This window comes from Flavobacterium chryseum, from assembly GCF_004362015.1.
GTDB lineage: Bacteria > Bacteroidota > Bacteroidia > Flavobacteriales > Flavobacteriaceae > Flavobacterium.
Genome location: NZ_SNWW01000006.1, coordinates 220,156 through 238,646, shown reverse-complemented (window position 1 = coordinate 238,646; position 18,491 = coordinate 220,156). Strand labels below are relative to the sequence as shown.

Genomic DNA, 18,491 nt, shown 5'->3' with positions numbered 1-18,491 from the left:
GCATTGTTGCATTCTATTTTTGTTTTAAATTTCCAACTTCAAATCATAATTAAATTTGAAATATGTATAAACAAGAGCTTGCGATTATTGTTCAATCTATCATTGAGTCAAATACTATTAGTGATCATGTAAAATGTGCCAAAACACTTTCTGATTTTTACAGCAGGCTTTCTTCAGTTAAACATTCTATTCAAAATGAAGTTTCTGTAAAAGGCGGTATTGCTTTATCAAGCTCCGGTGCAGCAGATTGTGTCGATGATTATTTGCGAACCATTTATTTTATCAAAGGAATTTACAATGCTATAACTAAATTAACTGCTGATTTTCCCGAAAGAAGCATTAATATACTTTATGCAGGCTGTGGACCTTATGCAACATTAATTCTGCCTTTACTTCCGATGTTTAATAAAGAGAGGATTAATGCCATTTTATTAGATATTAATGCAGAATCCATAGAGTCTGTTCATCATCTTTTAAAAGTAACAGGTCTTAATGAATACTCCTTGCAATTAATTGAAACGGATGCCATCACTTACACGAAACCAAAAGATTTTACGATCGATTTAGCCATATCCGAAACCATGCATTATGCACTTACCCGTGAGCCGCAAGTTGCTATAGTAAAAAATATCGTTAAGCAATTACCACCTCATGGAATTTTAATTCCTGAAGAAATAAGAATTGATCTTGCTTATACTTTTCTTGACCATGAACCATCCCTTAAAAACGCTATAGATGAGGTAAAGAGCTACAATCAAATGCAGCCCTATCCTCATCATGTATTTGTTGATAGATTATTTACAATAAACAAAGAACTTAGCAGTATAAGTCATTATTCTAAATTTGAAAGTGACTTTTATAATCTGCCTGAAAATTTTGCTAAAATCCCTGATGTCTGTATTTTTACTGAAATTAAGGTGTTTGAAGATATTGAGTTAAAAACTGCCGAATCCTATATTACAAATCCCTATTGTGTGGTTTCTTTGTACAGTATCAATGATTGGTCAAAAATTCAATTGATATATGATTTTAGCGAAATACCAAAATGGTCATACAATGTAAACGCTCTTAAATAGTAGTATTAGTTTCTTGATGGAAAAATACCCTCAAGGCAAATAATATAATTCATCGCTAAATAAGGCTGCATTATTGATACTGGCTGGTTGTTACCAGTTGCACCAGTTGTAACATTACTTATTAAGTCTACACTTGGGGTTGCAGTTGCATAACCTAATGTAGGTGTAAAAACTCTCGAAACAATTGATCCGGGTATTCCTATTGATGAACCTGCTACCGGTGTTGAATCTGTAGCATTTGTAGCACTTACAGAAATTTTACCAGGTCCGGTATGAACGTGAGCTGGCAGGTTACTTGTTAAAAGAGACACACTAGGTGTACCAGCAACTTGCCCGAGAACATAGCTTCCACCATTCCCGTTTCCTGCTCCAAGAGCTACTGCTCCCTGAAGATTAGGCAATGCAAAAGTTGTTTGGCCATTACCACCATAAGTAGTGCCTAAAATTGCAAATAAAGCACTGTTTTGTGCTATAGATAATATTTGTCCATTACAAAGAGCCCATCCTCTAGGGGCAAAATTTCCTGCAAAAAGTTTTACAATTCCAATGTATTCTTCCATGGTTTTAAAAATTAGATAGTTATAAATTCGTTTTGGTTTTTGTCATCTTATCTCTACAGCAATCGATTAATTTGACAGTTTTTTAGTATTATGCTAAGTTACTTTTTATATCTACCTAATATACAGGTATTTATACCTGATTTTAGTTCAAAAATGAAAGTTTTACTTATTTTTTTGAAGATCTCTTATTTATTGAGACTTTTTTTAAATAATTAATCTCCATCCTATGATATATATGTGACTTATTCAAATTAAAAGTATATAGCTAATACAACATGGAAGAAAAATATGTTACAGAATGGTTTTTTTTTGTCACGAAAGGACATTTCACGACAATTATTTGAATGATAAAATTATTTATTTATAGAATTAATTAAATTCAAACAATTAATTCTATAAATCTTACGTTAAATTATGTAAGATTTTTTAGCCTTAAATTTTGATATTTGAATTAAGAAATACCTGTAGTAAAATTCATATAGTACTCTATTTCAGACTAGAAAAAATTATATTTTAATTCATTAATCCCAAAATACCATGAAAAATCTACATTACATCGCCATTATTTTTGGTGCGCTATTAGCCTTTACAAGCTGCTCTAACGACGACAAAAATCAGGATACAGATCCTGGAACAGTTACAAATCCGGTCGAAACCACAGCACCTAACACCACTTATACACCAGCTTTTGCAGGTCAGACCCGTATAAATGGTGTACAAACAAATACACCTTTTGAAGGAAAAGTGATAACAACAACTCTGTCTGCTCCCTGGGGAGTAAAAGCATTGCCTGACGGAAGATTATTAGTTACCGAAAAAGCCGGAAATTTCCGCATTGTTAAGGTAACCGGAGAAGTTAGTGCACCTATTACAGGAATTCCTGCTGTAAATGCTGCTGGGCAAGGAGGATTATTAGGTTTATGCCTTGATCCTGATTTTGCTACAAACAGAATGATCTACTGGGTGTTTTCTGAAAACACTGCAGGTAAAAATCAAACTTCAGTTGCCAAAGGAAAATTATCAAGCAATGAAACCGCAATAGAAGGTGCAACAGTAATTTATCGTGCTAATCCGGCAAACGCAAGTACGCTTCATTATGGCGGACGTATTCTTTTTGATAAAAGTGGAAACCTTGTCGTAAGTACGGGAGAACGTTCTGTACTTGAAACAAGACCATTGTCACAATCTGTTTCTACAGGACTTGGAAAAGTGGTTAGAATAACAAAAGATGGAGCTGCAGCATCAGGAAACCCTACGTTTACTCAAACAGGAGCTTTACCGGAACTATATTCTTACGGACATAGAAATCCTCAAGGATTAGCACTTCATCCTGTTACCGGAGAAGTTTGGCTTTCTGAGCACGGACCACGCGGAGGTGACGAAATTAATAGAGTAAGAGCCGGACTAAACTACGGATGGCCAACTATTACATACGGAATTGAATATAGTGGAGAAAAAATTGGTGACGGAATCCAGAAAAAAGACGGTATGGAGCAACCTGTATATTACTGGGATCCTGTAGTTTCGCCAAGCGGAATGACTTTCTACACCGGTAATCGTGTTCCGGAATGGGAAAACAATCTTTTCATTGGCGCTTTAAGCGGAATGCATATTGTACGTCTTGCAATCAGAGACAATAAAGTAATAGGTGAAGAAAGACTTCTTGCATCAGAAAACCAACGTTTTAGAGATGTAACACAAGGAGCTGACGGTGCATTATATGCTGTAACCGACGGAGGAAGACTTTATAGAATTGATAAAAAATAACAAACTAAATTTTATTTCTATATATGTAAAGACGCAATAATTGCGTCTTTACTTTTTTAATACAGATTTAAAGATTATTAAACTCAATTATATGTATTCAAAAGCAAAAAAAATAATAATACCAATGTTGATTTGCTTTGCGGTAACAATGCAGGCGCAACAAAAAGAAATTGGTGAGAAATGCAGATATACCAAAACAACATCAGGATATTTAATGGTACTACGCGAAGGTGATAATGTTATTTCTTCAGTTGAAAATTTAGCAAAAGAAGAAAAAATTCCTTCGGCAAATTTTACCGGAATAGGATTTGCGCAGGAAGCAACTTTTGGTTTTTACGATTTTAATGAAAAGAAATTTAATCCAAAAACCTTCAATAAAGTCGAAATGGGAAACCTTACAGGCTCAATTGCCTGGAGCGAGGGAAAACCTTCCATACATATTCACGGAGTTGCGACTGATGAAAAGTTTGATGCTTACGGAGGTCATATTCTGGCACTTAAAGTGGGAACCGGATCTATGGAAATTTATATAACCCTTAATCAGGAAAAACTGGAACGAAAAATAGAACAGCCCTTAAATGCTAATGTGCTTCAGCTACCATGTTTGAAATAAAATCAGTGTAATCGTAACAGTAGTCTATTATTTTGATAGGCTATTAAAAGTTTTCTCTTTTTTGCAGTAAAATTTAAAATAAACTCTTTAAATTTGCCGCAGCAATGAGAAACATTATCCAGAATACAATGCATTATAGCCGCAACATGTTGATATGTTGTGTTGTTACAATGAAATTAAGTGATCTGGCTTCTACATAAAAAATATAGTATTTATATCAAAAGCCTTTCATAGTAACCTGAAAGGCTTTTTTATTTTAAATTTTATAAATGTGAAAACAATAAAAGTTTCAATGCCACAAATAAACTGAATTAAAAATGATTGAATTAAAAAATGTAACCAAGACTTTTCATCAAAAAAACAGAATTGTTTCTGCTTTATCTGATGTTTCACTTAAAGTTCCGCCCGGAAAAATCTTTGGTGTAATTGGTACTTCGGGAGCCGGAAAAAGCACATTAATTCGATGTGTAAATCTTTTGGAAAGACCAACTTCGGGAGAAATTATTGTCGATGGAAAATCCTTAATCCAATTATCAAACGCACAGCTTGCGATTGAGAGAAGACAAATCGGAATGATTTTTCAACATTTCAATTTACTTTCATCACGAACTGTATTTGAGAACGTAGCATTTCCGTTAGAACTTACCGGAACTTCAAAAGAAGCTATAAAAACCCGTGTTTCAGAACTGTTGCAATTAGTTGGTTTAGAAGAAAAAGCAAATGATTATCCTGCAAGTCTTTCAGGCGGACAAAAACAAAGAGTTGCCATTGCAAGAACATTAGCAAATAACCCAAAAGTGCTTTTGTGCGATGAAGCGACAAGCGCGCTTGATCCTGCAACTACACGTTCTATTTTAAATTTATTAAAGGATATAAACCGTCGCCTAAACATTACCATTTTGTTGATTACACACCAAATGGAAGTCGTGAAATCGATTTGTGATGAGGTTGCCGTTATCAGTCACGGAAAATTGATAGAGCAGGGAAGTGTAGGTGAAATTTTTGCAGATCCAAAACATGAACTTACAAGAGAATTTATTTCTTCATCCTTGCATCTTGATATTCCATCAGTTTATCAGGATAGATTGCAAAAGGAAGATGGTGAAAATTTGAATCCGTTATTACGACTTGAAATGACCGGTAAATCTGTAAATGAACCAGTTATCTCAGAAGTTTCAAGATTATTCGATACTGATTTCAAAATTATCAGCGCACAAATGGATCAGGCGGGCGATGTTAATTTTGGAGTTATGCTGATTGAACTTTCAGGCAAACGCGAGAATTACGAAGCTGCCATCCAATATTTTATTTCAAAACATATTAAAACAGAAATTATAGGTTATGTCTGATTCCATTATTGAATTGTTATTAAAAGGAACCTGGGAAACTATTGTTATGACGTTTGTGTCTGGCTTTTTTGGTTTCGCATTAGGACTTCCAACAGGTATTTTACTTTTCCTTACCCGAAAAAATCAAATATTAGATCAACCGGTTTTAAACCGCTCTTTGTCTGTTTTGGTGAATATTTTTCGTTCCATTCCATTTATTATATTAATTGTCTGGATGATTCCGTTTACGCGTGCACTTGTAGGAACTTCTATTGGAGTTAGTGCCGCATTAGTGCCGTTAAGTATTGGTGCAGCGCCTTTTATTGCACGTCTTGTTGAGAATAGCCTTTTGGGTTTGCCATCAGGACTTATTGAAGCAGCGAGAGCATTAGGAGCAACGCCATTGCAAATTGTTTATAAAGTTTTGCTTCCGGAAGCATTGCCTTCTTTAATAAACGCAGCCTCAATTACATTAATTACGCTTGTAGGATATTCTGCAATGGGCGGTGCTGTTGGTGCGGGCGGTTTAGGACAAGTGGGTTATCAATACGGATATATTGGTTATGATGCCGTGACGATGAATTCAGTATTGGCATTACTGGTACTTTTGGTATTCCTGATCCAGTTTATTGGAGATACTTTATCGAAAAAATTTGATCATAGATAGAATTTGCCACAAAGGCTCAAAGACACCAAGTTTATTTAAAGATCAATAATTTGTTTCACGCAGATTTAAAAGGATTTAAGCTGATCAAGGCAGATTATTTAAATTAAAATCTGCTCAAATCTTTTTAAATCTGCGTGAAAAACCTTTGCAAACTTTGCGGTTAAATTACACACAGCATTAAATAAATATTAATTATAAAAAATAGAATAATGATTACTAAAAATAATTTTTTAAAAGCAATCGGAATTTTAACCTTGACGCTTTCATTGGTTAATTGTGGTAAAGCCAAAAACGACGATCCACATTTTTTAAAAGTAGGTGTTGCAACCGGACCGGAATATAAAGTAGCTGAAGCAGCTAAAAAAGTAGCCAAAGAAAAATACGGACTTGAGGTTGAATTGGTTTCTTTCAACGATTACGTGATACCAAATGAAGCTTTAAGCCAGGGCGATATCGATGCTAATGCTTTTCAGCATAAACCATATCTTGACGAACAATCAAAACAGCGTGGGTACAAATTGGCAATCATTGGTAAAACATTTATTTATCCGATTGCTGCGTATTCAAAAAAAATCAAAAGTCTTTCTGAATTAAAAAACGAAAGCACGATCATTATTCCAAATGATCCAACAAACGGAGGCCGTTCGTTATTGCTTTTACAAAAAAACGGTTTATTAAAATTGCGTGATGGTGTAGGTTTATTACCGAAAGTAACAGACATTGTTGAGAATCCAAAAAATCTTAAAATCTTAGAATTAGAAGCGCCTCAATTGCCAAGAGCTTTAGATGATGAAAACGTATCTATTGCGATTATCAACAATACATTTGCTTCACAAGCCGGATTAGTTCCGTCAAAAGATGCCTTGTTTGTAGAAGATAAAGATTCTCCATACGTAAATCTTGTCGTAAGCAGAGAAGACAATAAAAATGATGAAAGAGTAAAACAATTTTTACAGGCTTTTCAATCTGCAGAAGTAGAAGCAGCAGCTTTACGCGAATTTAAAGGCGGAGCTGTGAAGGGTTGGTAATTCAGTTTTGAATATATTTAAATAATAAAAAACGCCTCAATTTGAGGCGTTTTTTTATTTCTCAAGCTTTTTCAGAATAACCCCATTTTTTCCATTTTCAACGTGCTAATTGTATAACGATAATGACATTTTATTGCAATAAATTTATACTATATTTTAGTATGTAATTTTTATAAAATAGTAGTTAATGGAAATTGAAAAGCAAAAAAAACGTATTGCTATTTTAGGCGGAGGACCAAGTGGATTGTTTGCTTATAAAAGATTAATTGAGTCCGGAGAAACTGATTTTGAAATTGATATTTTTGAAAAACGAACTCAGTTGGGAGCAGGAATGCCATACAGTATTGAAGGTGCAAATGATGAACATGTAACGAATGTTTCTGATAATGAAATACCGTGTATTGTAACACCAATGTCTGAATGGATTTATACTGCACCAGCTTATTTATTAGAAAGATATAAAATAAATCCGTCAGAATTTAACGAATACAAAGTGGTACCGAGATTGTTATTTGGCCAGTATCTTTCTGATCAGTTTGCTTTACTGGAACAAGCTGCAAACAAGTTAGGAATAACAACAAATGTGCATTTTGAAAATGAAGTAATTGATATTCGTCAAAACGAAAAAAGCAAAGAGGTATATGTAGAAACTACAGGTCTTGGTATCTTGCCTTTTGATTATGCTATAATTTGTACAGGTCATAAATGGCCAAAAAAATACGAAGGCAAAATTCCGGGCTATTATGATGCTCCGTATCCGCCTTCGAAACTAATTTTACAACTTAATCATGCTGTGGCCGTCAGAGGTTCTTCTTTAACGGCAATAGATGCCATCAGAACACTGGCACGGAGTAACGGAATATTTGAAAAAGAGGATAATGGCAATGTGATTTTTAAAATTAATAACGAAAGTCCGGAGTTTAAAATGGTGATACATTCCAGAAACGGATTGCTTCCGGCTGTTCGTTTTCATCTTGAAGATTCACATCTCAACAACGAATCACTACTAACTCCTGAAGAAATTGATTTACATAAAAAAAATAATGGTGGATTTTTATCTTTAGATTATATTTTTGAAAAGGATTTTAAAGATATTTTTATTTCCAAAGACCCTGAATTTTATCAGCGAATTAAGAATCTGTCGATAGAAGAATTTGTTGAAGAAATGATGGAATTACGAGAACGAATTGAACCTTTTACGCTTTTAAAAGCAGAATATATCCAAGCTGAAAAGTCAATTAAAAGACACGAATCTGTTTATTGGAAAGAAATGTTGGCCGTATTAAGTTTTGCTATGAATCAGCCCGCTAAATATTTATCTGCCGAAGATATGCAGCGCTTACAAAAAGTTTTAATGCCGCTCATTTCTATCGTTATTGCTTTTGTTCCTCAAACCTCTTGTTTAGAACTTCTTGCTTTGCATCAGGCGGGAATTTTAGATATTGTATCGGTTGGTTCAGACAGCACGGTTGAGCCGCAGGAGAATGGCGGAATTATATATCATTTTGAAGATGAAGACAATAATCATCAATCTGTTTATTACAAAACTTTTGTCGATTGTATTGGTCAGCCACATTTATCTTATGATAATTTTCCTTTTAAAGGATTGGTTTCACAAAAGATAATTAGTCCGGCAAAAATAAGATTCCAATCTAAAGCTTTAGGAAAAGAGGCTTTAGAGAACGGCAACGAACAAGTTGAACAAGATGATAAAGGTACTTATTTTCTGAATGTTTCGGGAATTGCGATCAATGATAATTTTCAGATTATTGATCAATACGGAGCTTATAATGAAAATATTTTTATTATGGCCGTTCCTTATATTGGCGGATTTAATCCTGATTATTCCGGATTGGATTTTTGCGAAGCAGCTTCGTTACGTATTTTAAACAGCATTCTGAAAAATTAAGTAACCTTTTGGTTTTAAAATCAAAATGCCTGTAATGACAAAATCATTACAGGCATTTTTATTAAGTTAGAAAAGCGTATTAATGAGATTCTAAGTAAGTTTTAAAGTTGGTTACATCATCATTAACCAGTTTCTCAAAATAAGGATTTAATAGTTGTGCGGCACTTTCTCCTGCAATTCCAAGTGGAGCCTGATACGAAATCGTAACATCAATTTCTGTGGCTTTGCCTTTAGATTTAAAAGTGATTTTCCCAACATTTGTAATAGATGACTCCGGTAAAGACTTCCAGCTTATTTGTTTTTCTTTTTCATCTTTTATGACTTCTGCGATCCATGACAATTTCCCAATTCCGGCCGGACCTTTTGCTGTCCATTTCGAAATGTTATAATTTATCGGTTTAACAGATTCAATATGATTCATGAATTTTGGCAGGTTTTCGAAATCGCGCCAAAAAGTATAAACTTCACTAATAGGTTTATCAATTACACTATGAACACGAATATTAATGTTTGATGTTTTGCCGTCTTTTATATGATCAACAGCATCATATACAGGACAATATCCGCTAAGGCCTCTTAAAAGCATTGCGCCTCCGGTACCAATTTTTCCAATACTTTTATCTTCTTTAGACAATCCTTGATATAAAAGATAAGATCCGCTGGTTACCATTAAAATTCTTTCAATAGCCGAAACGTTATTTTTAATTTTTGGAAGATTCTGTTTTTGAATATTTTTAATAGATGTCGATATATTTTCCATGATTTTATTTTTTGTCGTTATTTAAATTATTTGCATAATAATTTTAGAAGGTTAAAAATAAGCAGTTTACGAAATATTTATCTTACAGTATTTCAATCTTTCATTACAGAATTACGCTTTGATTTTAAAATTATTCAAAAAAAAACTTCATTATTTCTAATGAAGTTATCGGCGTGTAATAAAACTAAAAAGGCAATTAATATGTTGTAACTTCAATTCCGTGGTCTTTTGCGTACGGCAAAGCCAGGTCCCAAAGTTTTTTATATTTTTCTTCAAAAATTGGAAAATTAGCCGCTTCCATTTCGGCAATAGCTTTGTCTACTGTTTCTTTAGATGCTTTTTGATCCATTAATCGGGCGATTTTTACATAATCATTTTCATATTTTTCTTCAACAAATTTGAAAAGATCTAATGAAGCATTAATCATGGGTGTAGTTTCGTCAGTTGGTTTTAAATCTTCTATTTTTTTAATAGATTGTTTTAAATACGGAACTTTAAATCTCATAATATGGTCTTCATACGATTTTGCAGGAAACGTACTTTTTTCATCAAAAGCCATAAGTTGATTTGCACCTTTATTTTCTTCCATTCTTTGAAAATCCTTCGCACCAAACTCCATAAATAAATTAGTATTTAAGGCAGATCTATCAAAATATTCTTCTGGTGTGTTTTCCAATTTACAAGATTGTAAAACGATCAATAGCAATGCTGCAATAATAATTTTTGTCTTCATTTTATTTCTTTATAATTATTTTAAAATCTATAGTTTGTGTTAAAAAAGCTGTAACACAAATTTTATTAAAGTGAGTAAAACAGTTGTAATTAATTCTACCATCGTTCCGTTTTTTTCTTATTCCATTTCAATCTGTATCAAAGCCATTGCAGACTTCTGACTTCCTTTTTGAACACCAATATTCCATTGTTCTATCGCCTTTTCTTTTTTGCCCAACATATAATAATAGCTGCCCAAAAGTGTGTAGCCTTCAGGTTCGCCTTGTGCAATTATTTTATTTCCAAGCGCAACAATTTGAGGATTTAATGGTTTTGGTTTTGCATTTTTTCCAGGATTTAATATTGCAGCCATACCTTGATCTTCGATCAGCATCATTCCAAAATAATCCATGCAGGCTTTACTTAATCCCTCATTACAAAGTTTGCTTATTTTTTCCTTTTTAGCATTTACTGCATTGTCATCTAAAATAAGTTCTAGCGATGATTTGTTGTTAGACAACGTATAATATTCATGCAACAAACCGGCTTTTTTCTTTGCTAAAACCGCATCTTTTCTATTATTGGCAACGACAGTATCTTTTTTAATCCATGTTTCATTTTCTACCCAGTTCGAAGCTCCAATAAGAGTATTGTTTTTTATTTTAAATTTAAAAATACTTTTATCAGGATAGATAAATAACGAATCGCCTTTGGTAAAATAATCACCGTTACCTAATCCAACAATATTTACTTTTCCGTTTCCGTCAAATTCAAAAAACGAATACATATTCGAATCAGATTTGGCAAGATAGTATCCCTGAAGATTATTATCGATAACCTGAGCGTTTGCCCAATTCGAAAGAGAAATTATAAGTACTAAAAAATGGATTTTTTTCATGACACTTTTTTATGCTAATGAAATGACAATGTGATAATGCCAGTATGAGACATTGCTTTTTCATACTGGCATTTAGCAATTATTTAATGAAATCAAATTTATCTGTAAATAATTTTCCTACTACAGGAACAGGAATTTCTTGTTCGTTATTAGCGTTTATGATCCCCATAATCCATAAAACTAAAACTCCAAGATTTACCAGGCTTAAAATACTTGCCAATGTTGGTACAACAACCGCAATGATTGTTAAAGCAACAGAAATAACGATTCCTAAAATTGCAATTCCTAAACCTTGTTTCAAGTGAAATCTCGTTAAAGAATCTTTAACGGTTAATTTGTTGTAGTTTACGTAAGCAATAATCCAACCGATAATAGTAATGTACGAAATAATTGAAAGCGTCTTTTTGTTCATGATTTTTGGTTTTAAATTCAATCCAAAATTAATCATGAAATTCCTCAAAAAATAAAATCTGGTATATACTAACCATCTACAGTAGTCATTTTGACCATATATTTTGTATCTACAAGAAAATTATTTTAACAATAAAAAAACGCCTAAAGTATTGATTTTACTGGACAGAAGTGATATAAGTATCCAAATCAGTTTCGCGGTCAAGGTTTAGTTTTTGCTTGATTCGGTAGCGCGCCATTCGCATGCTTTGGGTTTCGATATTCATGTGATTGGCAATTTCTTTGGTACTCATTCCTAACTTTATGTAACCGCAATATTTAAAATCGAGTTTGGTAAGCGTGCCCGAAGCTTTTTCCTGTAAGGTCGAAAAAAATACAGGATTGGTGTTTTCAAGACTCGTTTTTAATAATTCGAATTCATCATCGACCTCCATACTTTTGTCGATTGTTTTTGAAATGGTTTTTATATCCGAAGATTTCTCCGATTTCATAATCTGCAATTTGTTCTGAATGTCTTTCAGAACCTCATTTTTCTTTTCTAATTGAAGATTATTGGTCATTAATTCCTGCTGCAATTTAATTTTTTCCTGTTCGTTCAGTTTCTTTTCCTGAATCGCAATCTGAAGTTCTTTCTCCGTCAATTCAAATTCTAATAAAGCAATCATAGCTTCTTCTTCCTTTATTTTAGATAAAAGAGTTGCTTCTTCATTCGCTTTTTGAAGCAAAAGGTTTGTTTTAATATACGAGCGCTGTCTAAAATGATACGAACGCAACATAAACAAAAGCGTAAAAAACACAAAGACAACCAATGCGATATACAAATAATTGATCTTTTTTCTTGATTCAAGATTATCCTTCAATAATTTAATTTCCTGCGACTTTTTCTCTGTTTCAAAACGTACCGAAGCATTGTATTCTCTGGATCTGTTTTCCTTTTCCATCATCACGGCAACCGCTTTGTCATACAAATCAAAATATTTTCTGTAGGCAGGGAAATCATTTTTTATAGTCGCCAGATCCATATAGTTTTTATAGAGTAGGGCATAATACCTGGAGTTTATTTCCGGATGATTTTCAATAATTTGAGATACTTTTTTTAATACTTTTTCAACGTTGGGTATATCATTTATGTTCGTGTAATATTGTGCTTGCTGGCCGTACATCACCATAAGCTGCATGGGTTCATTTATGTTCAGGCAAACAGCTTCCGTCTTTTTTAAATAGGCTAAAGTTTTTTCGGGCTGCGTTTCAAAAAAATGATACAAATAAAGACTGGCAAGATTTAAACACGTTCTTCCATAAGAGCCATTTATATTGCCTTTTCTTTTTTCATTTTCGAATATTGCAATGGCTTTTAAGTAATTGTTTTCGGCCGTTTTTAAGAGATGTAAATCAATGGGAGTTTTCTGTTCTGCATCTCTAACCAGAAAAAGAGTCCAACTTGTTAAACCATTAGCGATGTTAATTTGATTTTTACTTTCATAAGCTAAGTCTAAAGCTTTTTTATTATACTTTTTAGCGAATTTCAGATCGTTGTGATCGATAAAATACGCACCCAAATTTTCATATCCATTTACTACTTTATCGTATCTCATTTTGTTTTTTTCAAAATAAGCCAGCGACTTCAGCATGTAATAAATATATTTTTCCTTATTGCCAATAAATTCATGTTTGTAAGCAATAGCATAATTGGCATAAGCAATCGCCTTCGGGTCTTTAGATTCTACAGCTAAAGCATAACTCGAATCGGCAAATTTTATTTGTTTTGGAATATTATCAAGATAGCGTGCAATGTCTGAAAGCGCTTCATAGGCAATTGCCTGGTTATTAATTGCGTTTTCTTGGCGTGCAATCTTTAAAGCTTGATTTGCAAAAGCATACGCTTTTATGGTATCGGTTTTTTTATAACACGAACTGAGCTGGCATAAATAATCGCCTTTTATTTCTGGAGATAAATCTTTTTGCTCAAGTAATTTGATTAATTCTTGTTTTGTTTTTTGTGCAAAACAATGAAACGAAGTAAAGAAAGTAAATAGGCATATATAGAAAATATACTGAAGGCATTTAGTCATAATTTCTAATCTGTTTTTTAACTAGTTTTTGGAAATATGGTTAGTCTTTCAACTTGGTATTTGATGGAATAATGTAATTGAGGATTTATCCTGAATTAAAATCAAAGATATAAAAATAGTAGCACCAAAAATAGCCGGCAACTCTCAATACGTCGAAGTAGTAAGTATCGATAAATTTTATTAGATAAATCATCGAAATCATAATTTTGCCAATAAGGTAATTTTATTTTCCTGTAGTCTTTTTTCTATTTGTGTTCAAGCACATTATTTAATTGTAAAATAACTGTAGTATAAAAACTACAATAATTGCAAAACGCAACTTTTTTTTGTGTTCGAACACATATTTTTGAATTTTCGCATTGTCAATTAAATTTCATTATTTACTTTAGTCTGAAATAAGCTACTTTAAGTTTCTTTTTTAAATGATAGTAGTTTTAAAATCAGCAGCTTAATAATAAAATTATCGTTGATTTTTTAAAAATGAAGAAACCAAAACAGCTTGTTTTATTGAACTGTAAATATTGCAATATTTTATACTATAATTTTTTTTAATTGTTAAATCCCAAAATATCAAATTATGAAAATCAAGAAAATTACTTTTATTATTTTATTGTGTTTTGTGCAGGGTTTTGCGCAAACGTATGTTTCGACAACCGGAAACGATACTACTGGTACAGGTACAGCCGCGTTACCATTTAAAACGATTGTAAAAGGAGTTCAGGCGGCTCCATCTGGCGGAACAGTTTTGGTGCTTTCAGGAACCTATCCTGTTACAGGTCCTATTTTTGTTGGTAAACCATTAACTATTCAAAAAAGCGGTTCAGCTGCTGTGGTAATCAACGCTTCGGGATGGACAAGTACTGATACCTATGTATTGGGAATTGTAAATACAAGCAGCGTTACTATTGATGGTCTGACTATTGCGAACAAAATTGGCAACGGAAGTAAAGGAATCTGGATTCTGGCCAATTCAGGTGCAACCGCTAATCTAAACAACATTACGATCAAAAATTGTGTGGTTAGAAATATTGGCTGGATCAGCAATAATCTTTCTTCAATTCCTGCTAATAGCGGTATTGTGGCCAATGCGATTAAAGTAGATGCAGGAAATGGCACGTACGCCATAACTAATGTAAAGATTGAAAACAACGAGGTAAATAATTGTGCCACAGGTTGGGGAGAAGCCGTAACAGTAACCGGAAACGTAAATGTTTTTTCGGTTTCAGGAAATACAGTTTATGATATTGCCAATATCGGAATTGTTGCTGCAGGAAACTACACTTCAACCGGTGCGACAAGTAATAATCAGGCAAGAAATGGTATAATTGCTTCAAATGAAGTTTTTAATTGTATGAGTGCTGTGGCCAATAGTGCCGGTATTTATGTAGATGGCGCTTTAAATGTTACAGTAGAAAGAAATGAAGTGTACAGATGTGGAGTAGGGCTTGCCGTTGGTGCTGAGCAAAATACGGCAACCGGAAACGGAGGTCCGTCTACCGGACATATTGTAAATAATAATTCGGTTTATAATAACGTTGTAACCGGAGCTATTTTTGGTGGCGTTAACGGAAGCGGTTACACAACAAGTGTTGGCAATACAAAAATCTATAACAATACTTTTTACAAAAACAGAACCGGAGCCGTTATCAATGGTGTTACTACAATTGCCGGCGTTGCAGTAGGAACCGTTGCTGATATTTACGGAGGTGAAGTGCATTTTCAGAACAGTTCAGGAATAACGTACAAGAATAATATTATGTATGCTACAACCGGTAAAAAAGCATTTTTGGCTTCTTCTGGTTATACCATTTCAAGTTTTGTATCCAACTACAATTTATATTACAGAGAAGGAAATACAGATTTCATTATTGATTTAACCGGAATAAGTTTCAACGGAAGTTCAACAACAGGATCTTATAATCAGCCTCAGTTTGCAACAGCCACAGGACAAGATGTAAACTCTGTAGTAGGATTACCCGGATTTGTAAACGCTGCGACATTTGATTTTACTTTAACAACAGGTGCTTTTGCCACAGATAAAGGAGATCCAACGTATAACAGTACTTATTCCGGCACATTAGATTTTGATGATGATATTCGTAAAAGAAATGGAAGAATCGATATTGGTTGCTCTGAATTACAAACCGGATCTACAGCTAAAAAGGCTGCTACAGCAGAAGTAGCCGAAGAAATTGCCCCAAGCTTTGCTGTTTTTCCTAATCCTGCCTCAGATGAAATTAATATTAATTTTGGAAAAGAAATTCAATCTGCCACTGTTTCGGTGTTAGATTTAAATGGCCGAGTACTTTTAAAAGGAGAATATAATGCAACAAATTCAGCAACAATGAATGTTTCTGATTTAAAAAAATCACAATTGGTTATTCTTCAAATTAATGCTGATAACGAAATCAGCAACAATAAAATATACCTGAAATAAATAATAATAATTTTTAGGGAGCAAGGAAGATTTTTCTTTTTTTGCTCCCTTTTTTATTTTTAAAATTTCGTACCTTTTTAGAATGAAAAATTATAATGTAAACCGTATCGAAAAAAACATTTTGCAAATAAATGGTTTAGGAGATAATCCGTTTTGGAATAAAGCTGAAATTTTAACTGATTTTGTTTCGCCTTGGGATGAAATAAACCCCGATAAAATTGAGTTTAAAGCTTTATGGGATACAGAGAATATCTATTTTTGCTACACCGTTTATGATGCTAATGTTCATATAGACGGGCAGGATGATTCTATTGACAGTATTGGAGAATCAGACAGGGTAGAGATTTTTTTCAGGACAGATGAAACATTAAATCCGTATTATTGTATCGAAATTGATCCAACGCCAAGAATCATGGATTTTACAGCATCTCCCGCCAAAAAATTTGATTTTGACTGGAATTGGCCTGAAAATGATATTACCGTAAAATCTCAAATCAAAGAAAATTACTTTGTTGTAGAAATAGCAATCAGCATTCAGTCGCTGCAAAATTTCCACTTAATTAAAGGCAATATTCTCGAAGCCGGACTTTACAGAGCAAAATATAAAAAACAAGAAAATAATCTCTATGAACCAACCTGGATTTCATGGGTGAATCCAAATACGGAAACGCCTAATTTTCATGTTGCCAGTTCTTTCGGAACTTTGACTTTACTTTAATAAAAAACGCTGTTAATATTTTTAAACACATAGAAACATAGATTTTATAGTTTAAAAAAAGAGAATAAAGATAACACGTTATTACACATAGTCCCGAAGCTTCGGGATGAATTCATGCAAGTGAAACGCCTTTTTACACTACTAAAGGCTATGTTTCTATGTGTTTAAAAAAACTAAGCTCATAGTTTATAAAAAATAATACTTAGCATTTTCTGTATTAATGATATCGATTGGCAACAACTTTTCGGCACTAATTTCTTTTTCAAAAATAAAATGTTCGATCAAACTCGTTGTTCCCAAATACGCCTGTCTTTTCGGATTTTGATGAATCAAAAAGTCAATTGTTTTATTGTTTAAATATTCCAGATTATTCTCCAATAAATCATAACCTACAAGAGCAATTTTCTTTTCAGGATTTTTAGCAATAATTTTTGCGACCTGATACGCTTTCGAAGTCGTTACAAAAAGTCCGCTGATATTTGGATTTGCTTCTAAATACTCTTTAAGCGTCGTTTTAAACTGCGGATGTTTTACTTTGAACGTTTTGATTTCGAATTTTCCATCTTCAAATTGATCGAAATAATCCCTGAAACCTTTTTCTTTTTCCTGCATGTGAATCGCATTTTCATAATCCTCATCAATATGAATAATGGCGATTGTTCCTTTTTGAATCAGTAATTCTAGTAATCGTGCAGCAATTCTTCCGCTTTGAAATAAATCCTGACCAACAAAACTTTTTATAGAATTCGATTTAAGCTGATTATTAAAAATACTGGCAATAATACCTTTAGAATTATAGGTTTCGATTGCGTCAATAGCTTCTTTATGAAATAAAGGAACTAAAAGAACAGCATCTGGCGAAGCATTTAAAACAGCTTTATTCGTTTCTACAAAGGAGGCTGTACTTGTGGCATCAAACAAGAAAATCTCCACCTTAACATTAAAAGATTTAAACTCTTTTTTGGCTTCATTTATGCCATCAATACAAGGCTGCCAGTACGGATCGTTTTTAGAATCCGGCAATAAAACACATATGGAATAAATTTGTGTCTTCTTTAAACTTCTTGCCATTAAATTGGGCTGATAATCAATTTTATCCAAAACTTCATTAACCCGGTCAAGAGCATCCTGAGAGACTTTTCCTCTTTTATGCAAAACACGATCTACAGTGCCTTTAGAAACACCTGCGAGTTCTGCAATATCCTTAATTGTGTAAATTTTTTCCATATAGAAACAAATATATATAAAAATCAAATATGAGAAAATATTTAATTTTATGTGTTCGAAAACATTTTAATTGTGTTCGAGCACATTTTAACACAATTTTCTTTTTTTATAGAATATTAATATATATTTTAGCCGAATATTAATCATATAGTTTATGATATTAACTTAAAAACTATCAGATTAATATTTATTTTTCACTTTATACGAGAAGTTATCAAAATAGAATTACTCATTATTTTGCTGCTTTTTTAAAATCAATGGAAATAAAAAAACTGACCAAAAACAATAAAATAATAAACCAATTAATAT

At 32.9% G+C, this 18,491-nt stretch carries 16 protein-coding genes; 9 read left to right on the top strand and 7 right to left on the bottom strand.

What is annotated here, in order from left to right; genetic code table 11:
* Nucleotides 1-62 precede the first annotated feature (62 nt).
* Complete coding sequence (locus tag EV143_RS13565) at nt 63-1,076, top strand: SAM-dependent methyltransferase (protein ID WP_133508479.1); 1,014 nt, start codon at nt 63-65, stop codon at nt 1,074-1,076.
* A 5-nt stretch (nt 1,077-1,081) separates the two neighbouring features.
* On the opposite strand, the gene EV143_RS13560 is transcribed toward EV143_RS13565, so the two are convergent.
* Nucleotides 1,082-1,636 carry a phage tail protein gene (locus EV143_RS13560; RefSeq protein WP_133508478.1) on the bottom strand — a complete coding sequence of 185 codons (555 nt, stop codon included), beginning with the start codon at nt 1,634-1,636 and terminating at the stop codon, nt 1,082-1,084.
* Nucleotides 1,637-2,173: 537 nt separating this feature from the next.
* Between EV143_RS13560 and EV143_RS13555 the strand changes: the two genes are divergently transcribed.
* The 6 genes from EV143_RS13555 to EV143_RS13530 all read left to right on the top strand — a co-directional run bounded on the left by EV143_RS13555 (nt 2,174) and on the right by EV143_RS13530 (nt 8,948).
* On the top strand, nt 2,174-3,403 hold the full coding sequence (locus EV143_RS13555) for a PQQ-dependent sugar dehydrogenase (RefSeq protein ID WP_133508477.1): 1,230 nt from the start codon (nt 2,174-2,176) through the stop codon (nt 3,401-3,403).
* A gap of 91 nt (nt 3,404-3,494) precedes the next feature.
* Nucleotides 3,495-4,016, top strand: a complete 522-nt coding sequence (locus EV143_RS13550; protein WP_133508476.1) for a PPC domain-containing DNA-binding protein — start codon at nt 3,495-3,497, stop codon at nt 4,014-4,016.
* Nucleotides 4,017-4,333: 317 nt separating this feature from the next.
* Nucleotides 4,334-5,365 carry a methionine ABC transporter ATP-binding protein MetN gene (gene metN / locus EV143_RS13545; RefSeq protein ID WP_133508475.1) on the top strand — a complete coding sequence of 344 codons (1,032 nt, stop codon included), beginning with the start codon at nt 4,334-4,336 and terminating at the stop codon, nt 5,363-5,365.
* A complete protein-coding gene (metI, locus tag EV143_RS13540; protein WP_133508474.1) occupies nt 5,358-6,011 on the top strand; it encodes a methionine ABC transporter permease MetI in 654 nt (217 codons plus the stop codon). The genes metN and metI overlap by 8 nt, the downstream gene beginning before the upstream one ends.
* A gap of 209 nt (nt 6,012-6,220) precedes the next feature.
* Complete coding sequence (gene metQ / locus EV143_RS13535; protein WP_133508473.1) at nt 6,221-7,039, top strand: methionine ABC transporter substrate-binding lipoprotein MetQ; 819 nt, start codon at nt 6,221-6,223, stop codon at nt 7,037-7,039.
* A gap of 187 nt (nt 7,040-7,226) precedes the next feature.
* Nucleotides 7,227-8,948 (top strand): FAD/NAD(P)-binding protein, encoded by a 1,722-nt coding sequence (locus EV143_RS13530; protein ID WP_133508472.1) that lies wholly within the window; start codon nt 7,227-7,229, stop codon nt 8,946-8,948.
* Nucleotides 8,949-9,027: 79 nt separating this feature from the next.
* Here the strand turns inward: EV143_RS13530 and EV143_RS13525 are convergent, their stop codons facing one another.
* The 5 genes from EV143_RS13525 to EV143_RS13505 form a co-directional block, all read right to left on the bottom strand.
* A complete protein-coding gene (locus tag EV143_RS13525; RefSeq protein ID WP_133508471.1) occupies nt 9,028-9,708 on the bottom strand; it encodes an SRPBCC family protein in 681 nt (226 codons plus the stop codon).
* 196 nt (nt 9,709-9,904) lie between these two features.
* Nucleotides 9,905-10,441, bottom strand: a complete 537-nt coding sequence (locus EV143_RS13520; protein ID WP_133508470.1) for a hypothetical protein — start codon at nt 10,439-10,441, stop codon at nt 9,905-9,907.
* A gap of 117 nt (nt 10,442-10,558) precedes the next feature.
* Nucleotides 10,559-11,317 carry a hypothetical protein gene (locus EV143_RS13515; RefSeq protein WP_133508469.1) on the bottom strand — a complete coding sequence of 253 codons (759 nt, stop codon included), beginning with the start codon at nt 11,315-11,317 and terminating at the stop codon, nt 10,559-10,561.
* Between the two features lie 79 nt (nt 11,318-11,396).
* Nucleotides 11,397-11,729, bottom strand: coding sequence for a DUF4870 domain-containing protein (locus EV143_RS13510; protein WP_133508468.1), 333 nt, complete (start codon nt 11,727-11,729; stop codon nt 11,397-11,399).
* Nucleotides 11,730-11,886: 157 nt separating this feature from the next.
* Complete coding sequence (locus EV143_RS13505; RefSeq protein ID WP_133508467.1) at nt 11,887-13,800, bottom strand: hypothetical protein; 1,914 nt, start codon at nt 13,798-13,800, stop codon at nt 11,887-11,889.
* Between the two features lie 577 nt (nt 13,801-14,377).
* Between EV143_RS13505 and EV143_RS13500 the strand changes: the two genes are divergently transcribed.
* A complete protein-coding gene (locus EV143_RS13500) occupies nt 14,378-16,237 on the top strand; it encodes a T9SS type A sorting domain-containing protein (protein WP_133508466.1) in 1,860 nt (619 codons plus the stop codon).
* 82 nt (nt 16,238-16,319) lie between these two features.
* Nucleotides 16,320-16,955, top strand: coding sequence for a carbohydrate-binding family 9-like protein (locus EV143_RS13495; protein WP_133508465.1), 636 nt, complete (start codon nt 16,320-16,322; stop codon nt 16,953-16,955).
* A gap of 186 nt (nt 16,956-17,141) precedes the next feature.
* Here EV143_RS13495 and EV143_RS13490 read toward each other — a convergent pair whose 3' ends face one another.
* Nucleotides 17,142-18,182, bottom strand: a complete 1,041-nt coding sequence (locus tag EV143_RS13490; protein ID WP_133508464.1) for a LacI family DNA-binding transcriptional regulator — start codon at nt 18,180-18,182, stop codon at nt 17,142-17,144.
* Nucleotides 18,183-18,491: the final 309 nt, after the last annotated feature.

Coding starts and splice junctions, on each gene's coding strand:
- EV143_RS13565 (WP_133508479.1), top strand. CDS start 63: ATGTATAAACAAGAGCTTGCGATTATTGTTCAATCTATCATTGAGTCA.
- EV143_RS13560 (WP_133508478.1), bottom strand. CDS start 1,636: ATGGAAGAATACATTGGAATTGTAAAACTTTTTGCAGGAAATTTTGCC.
- EV143_RS13555 (WP_133508477.1), top strand. CDS start 2,174: ATGAAAAATCTACATTACATCGCCATTATTTTTGGTGCGCTATTAGCC.
- EV143_RS13550 (WP_133508476.1), top strand. CDS start 3,495: ATGTATTCAAAAGCAAAAAAAATAATAATACCAATGTTGATTTGCTTT.
- metN (WP_133508475.1), top strand. CDS start 4,334: ATGATTGAATTAAAAAATGTAACCAAGACTTTTCATCAAAAAAACAGA.
- metI (WP_133508474.1), top strand. CDS start 5,358: ATGTCTGATTCCATTATTGAATTGTTATTAAAAGGAACCTGGGAAACT.
- metQ (WP_133508473.1), top strand. CDS start 6,221: ATGATTACTAAAAATAATTTTTTAAAAGCAATCGGAATTTTAACCTTG.
- EV143_RS13530 (WP_133508472.1), top strand. CDS start 7,227: ATGGAAATTGAAAAGCAAAAAAAACGTATTGCTATTTTAGGCGGAGGA.
- EV143_RS13525 (WP_133508471.1), bottom strand. CDS start 9,708: ATGGAAAATATATCGACATCTATTAAAAATATTCAAAAACAGAATCTT.
- EV143_RS13520 (WP_133508470.1), bottom strand. CDS start 10,441: ATGAAGACAAAAATTATTATTGCAGCATTGCTATTGATCGTTTTACAA.
- EV143_RS13515 (WP_133508469.1), bottom strand. CDS start 11,317: ATGAAAAAAATCCATTTTTTAGTACTTATAATTTCTCTTTCGAATTGG.
- EV143_RS13510 (WP_133508468.1), bottom strand. CDS start 11,729: ATGAACAAAAAGACGCTTTCAATTATTTCGTACATTACTATTATCGGT.
- EV143_RS13505 (WP_133508467.1), bottom strand. CDS start 13,800: ATGACTAAATGCCTTCAGTATATTTTCTATATATGCCTATTTACTTTC.
- EV143_RS13500 (WP_133508466.1), top strand. CDS start 14,378: ATGAAAATCAAGAAAATTACTTTTATTATTTTATTGTGTTTTGTGCAG.
- EV143_RS13495 (WP_133508465.1), top strand. CDS start 16,320: ATGAAAAATTATAATGTAAACCGTATCGAAAAAAACATTTTGCAAATA.
- EV143_RS13490 (WP_133508464.1), bottom strand. CDS start 18,182: ATGGAAAAAATTTACACAATTAAGGATATTGCAGAACTCGCAGGTGTT.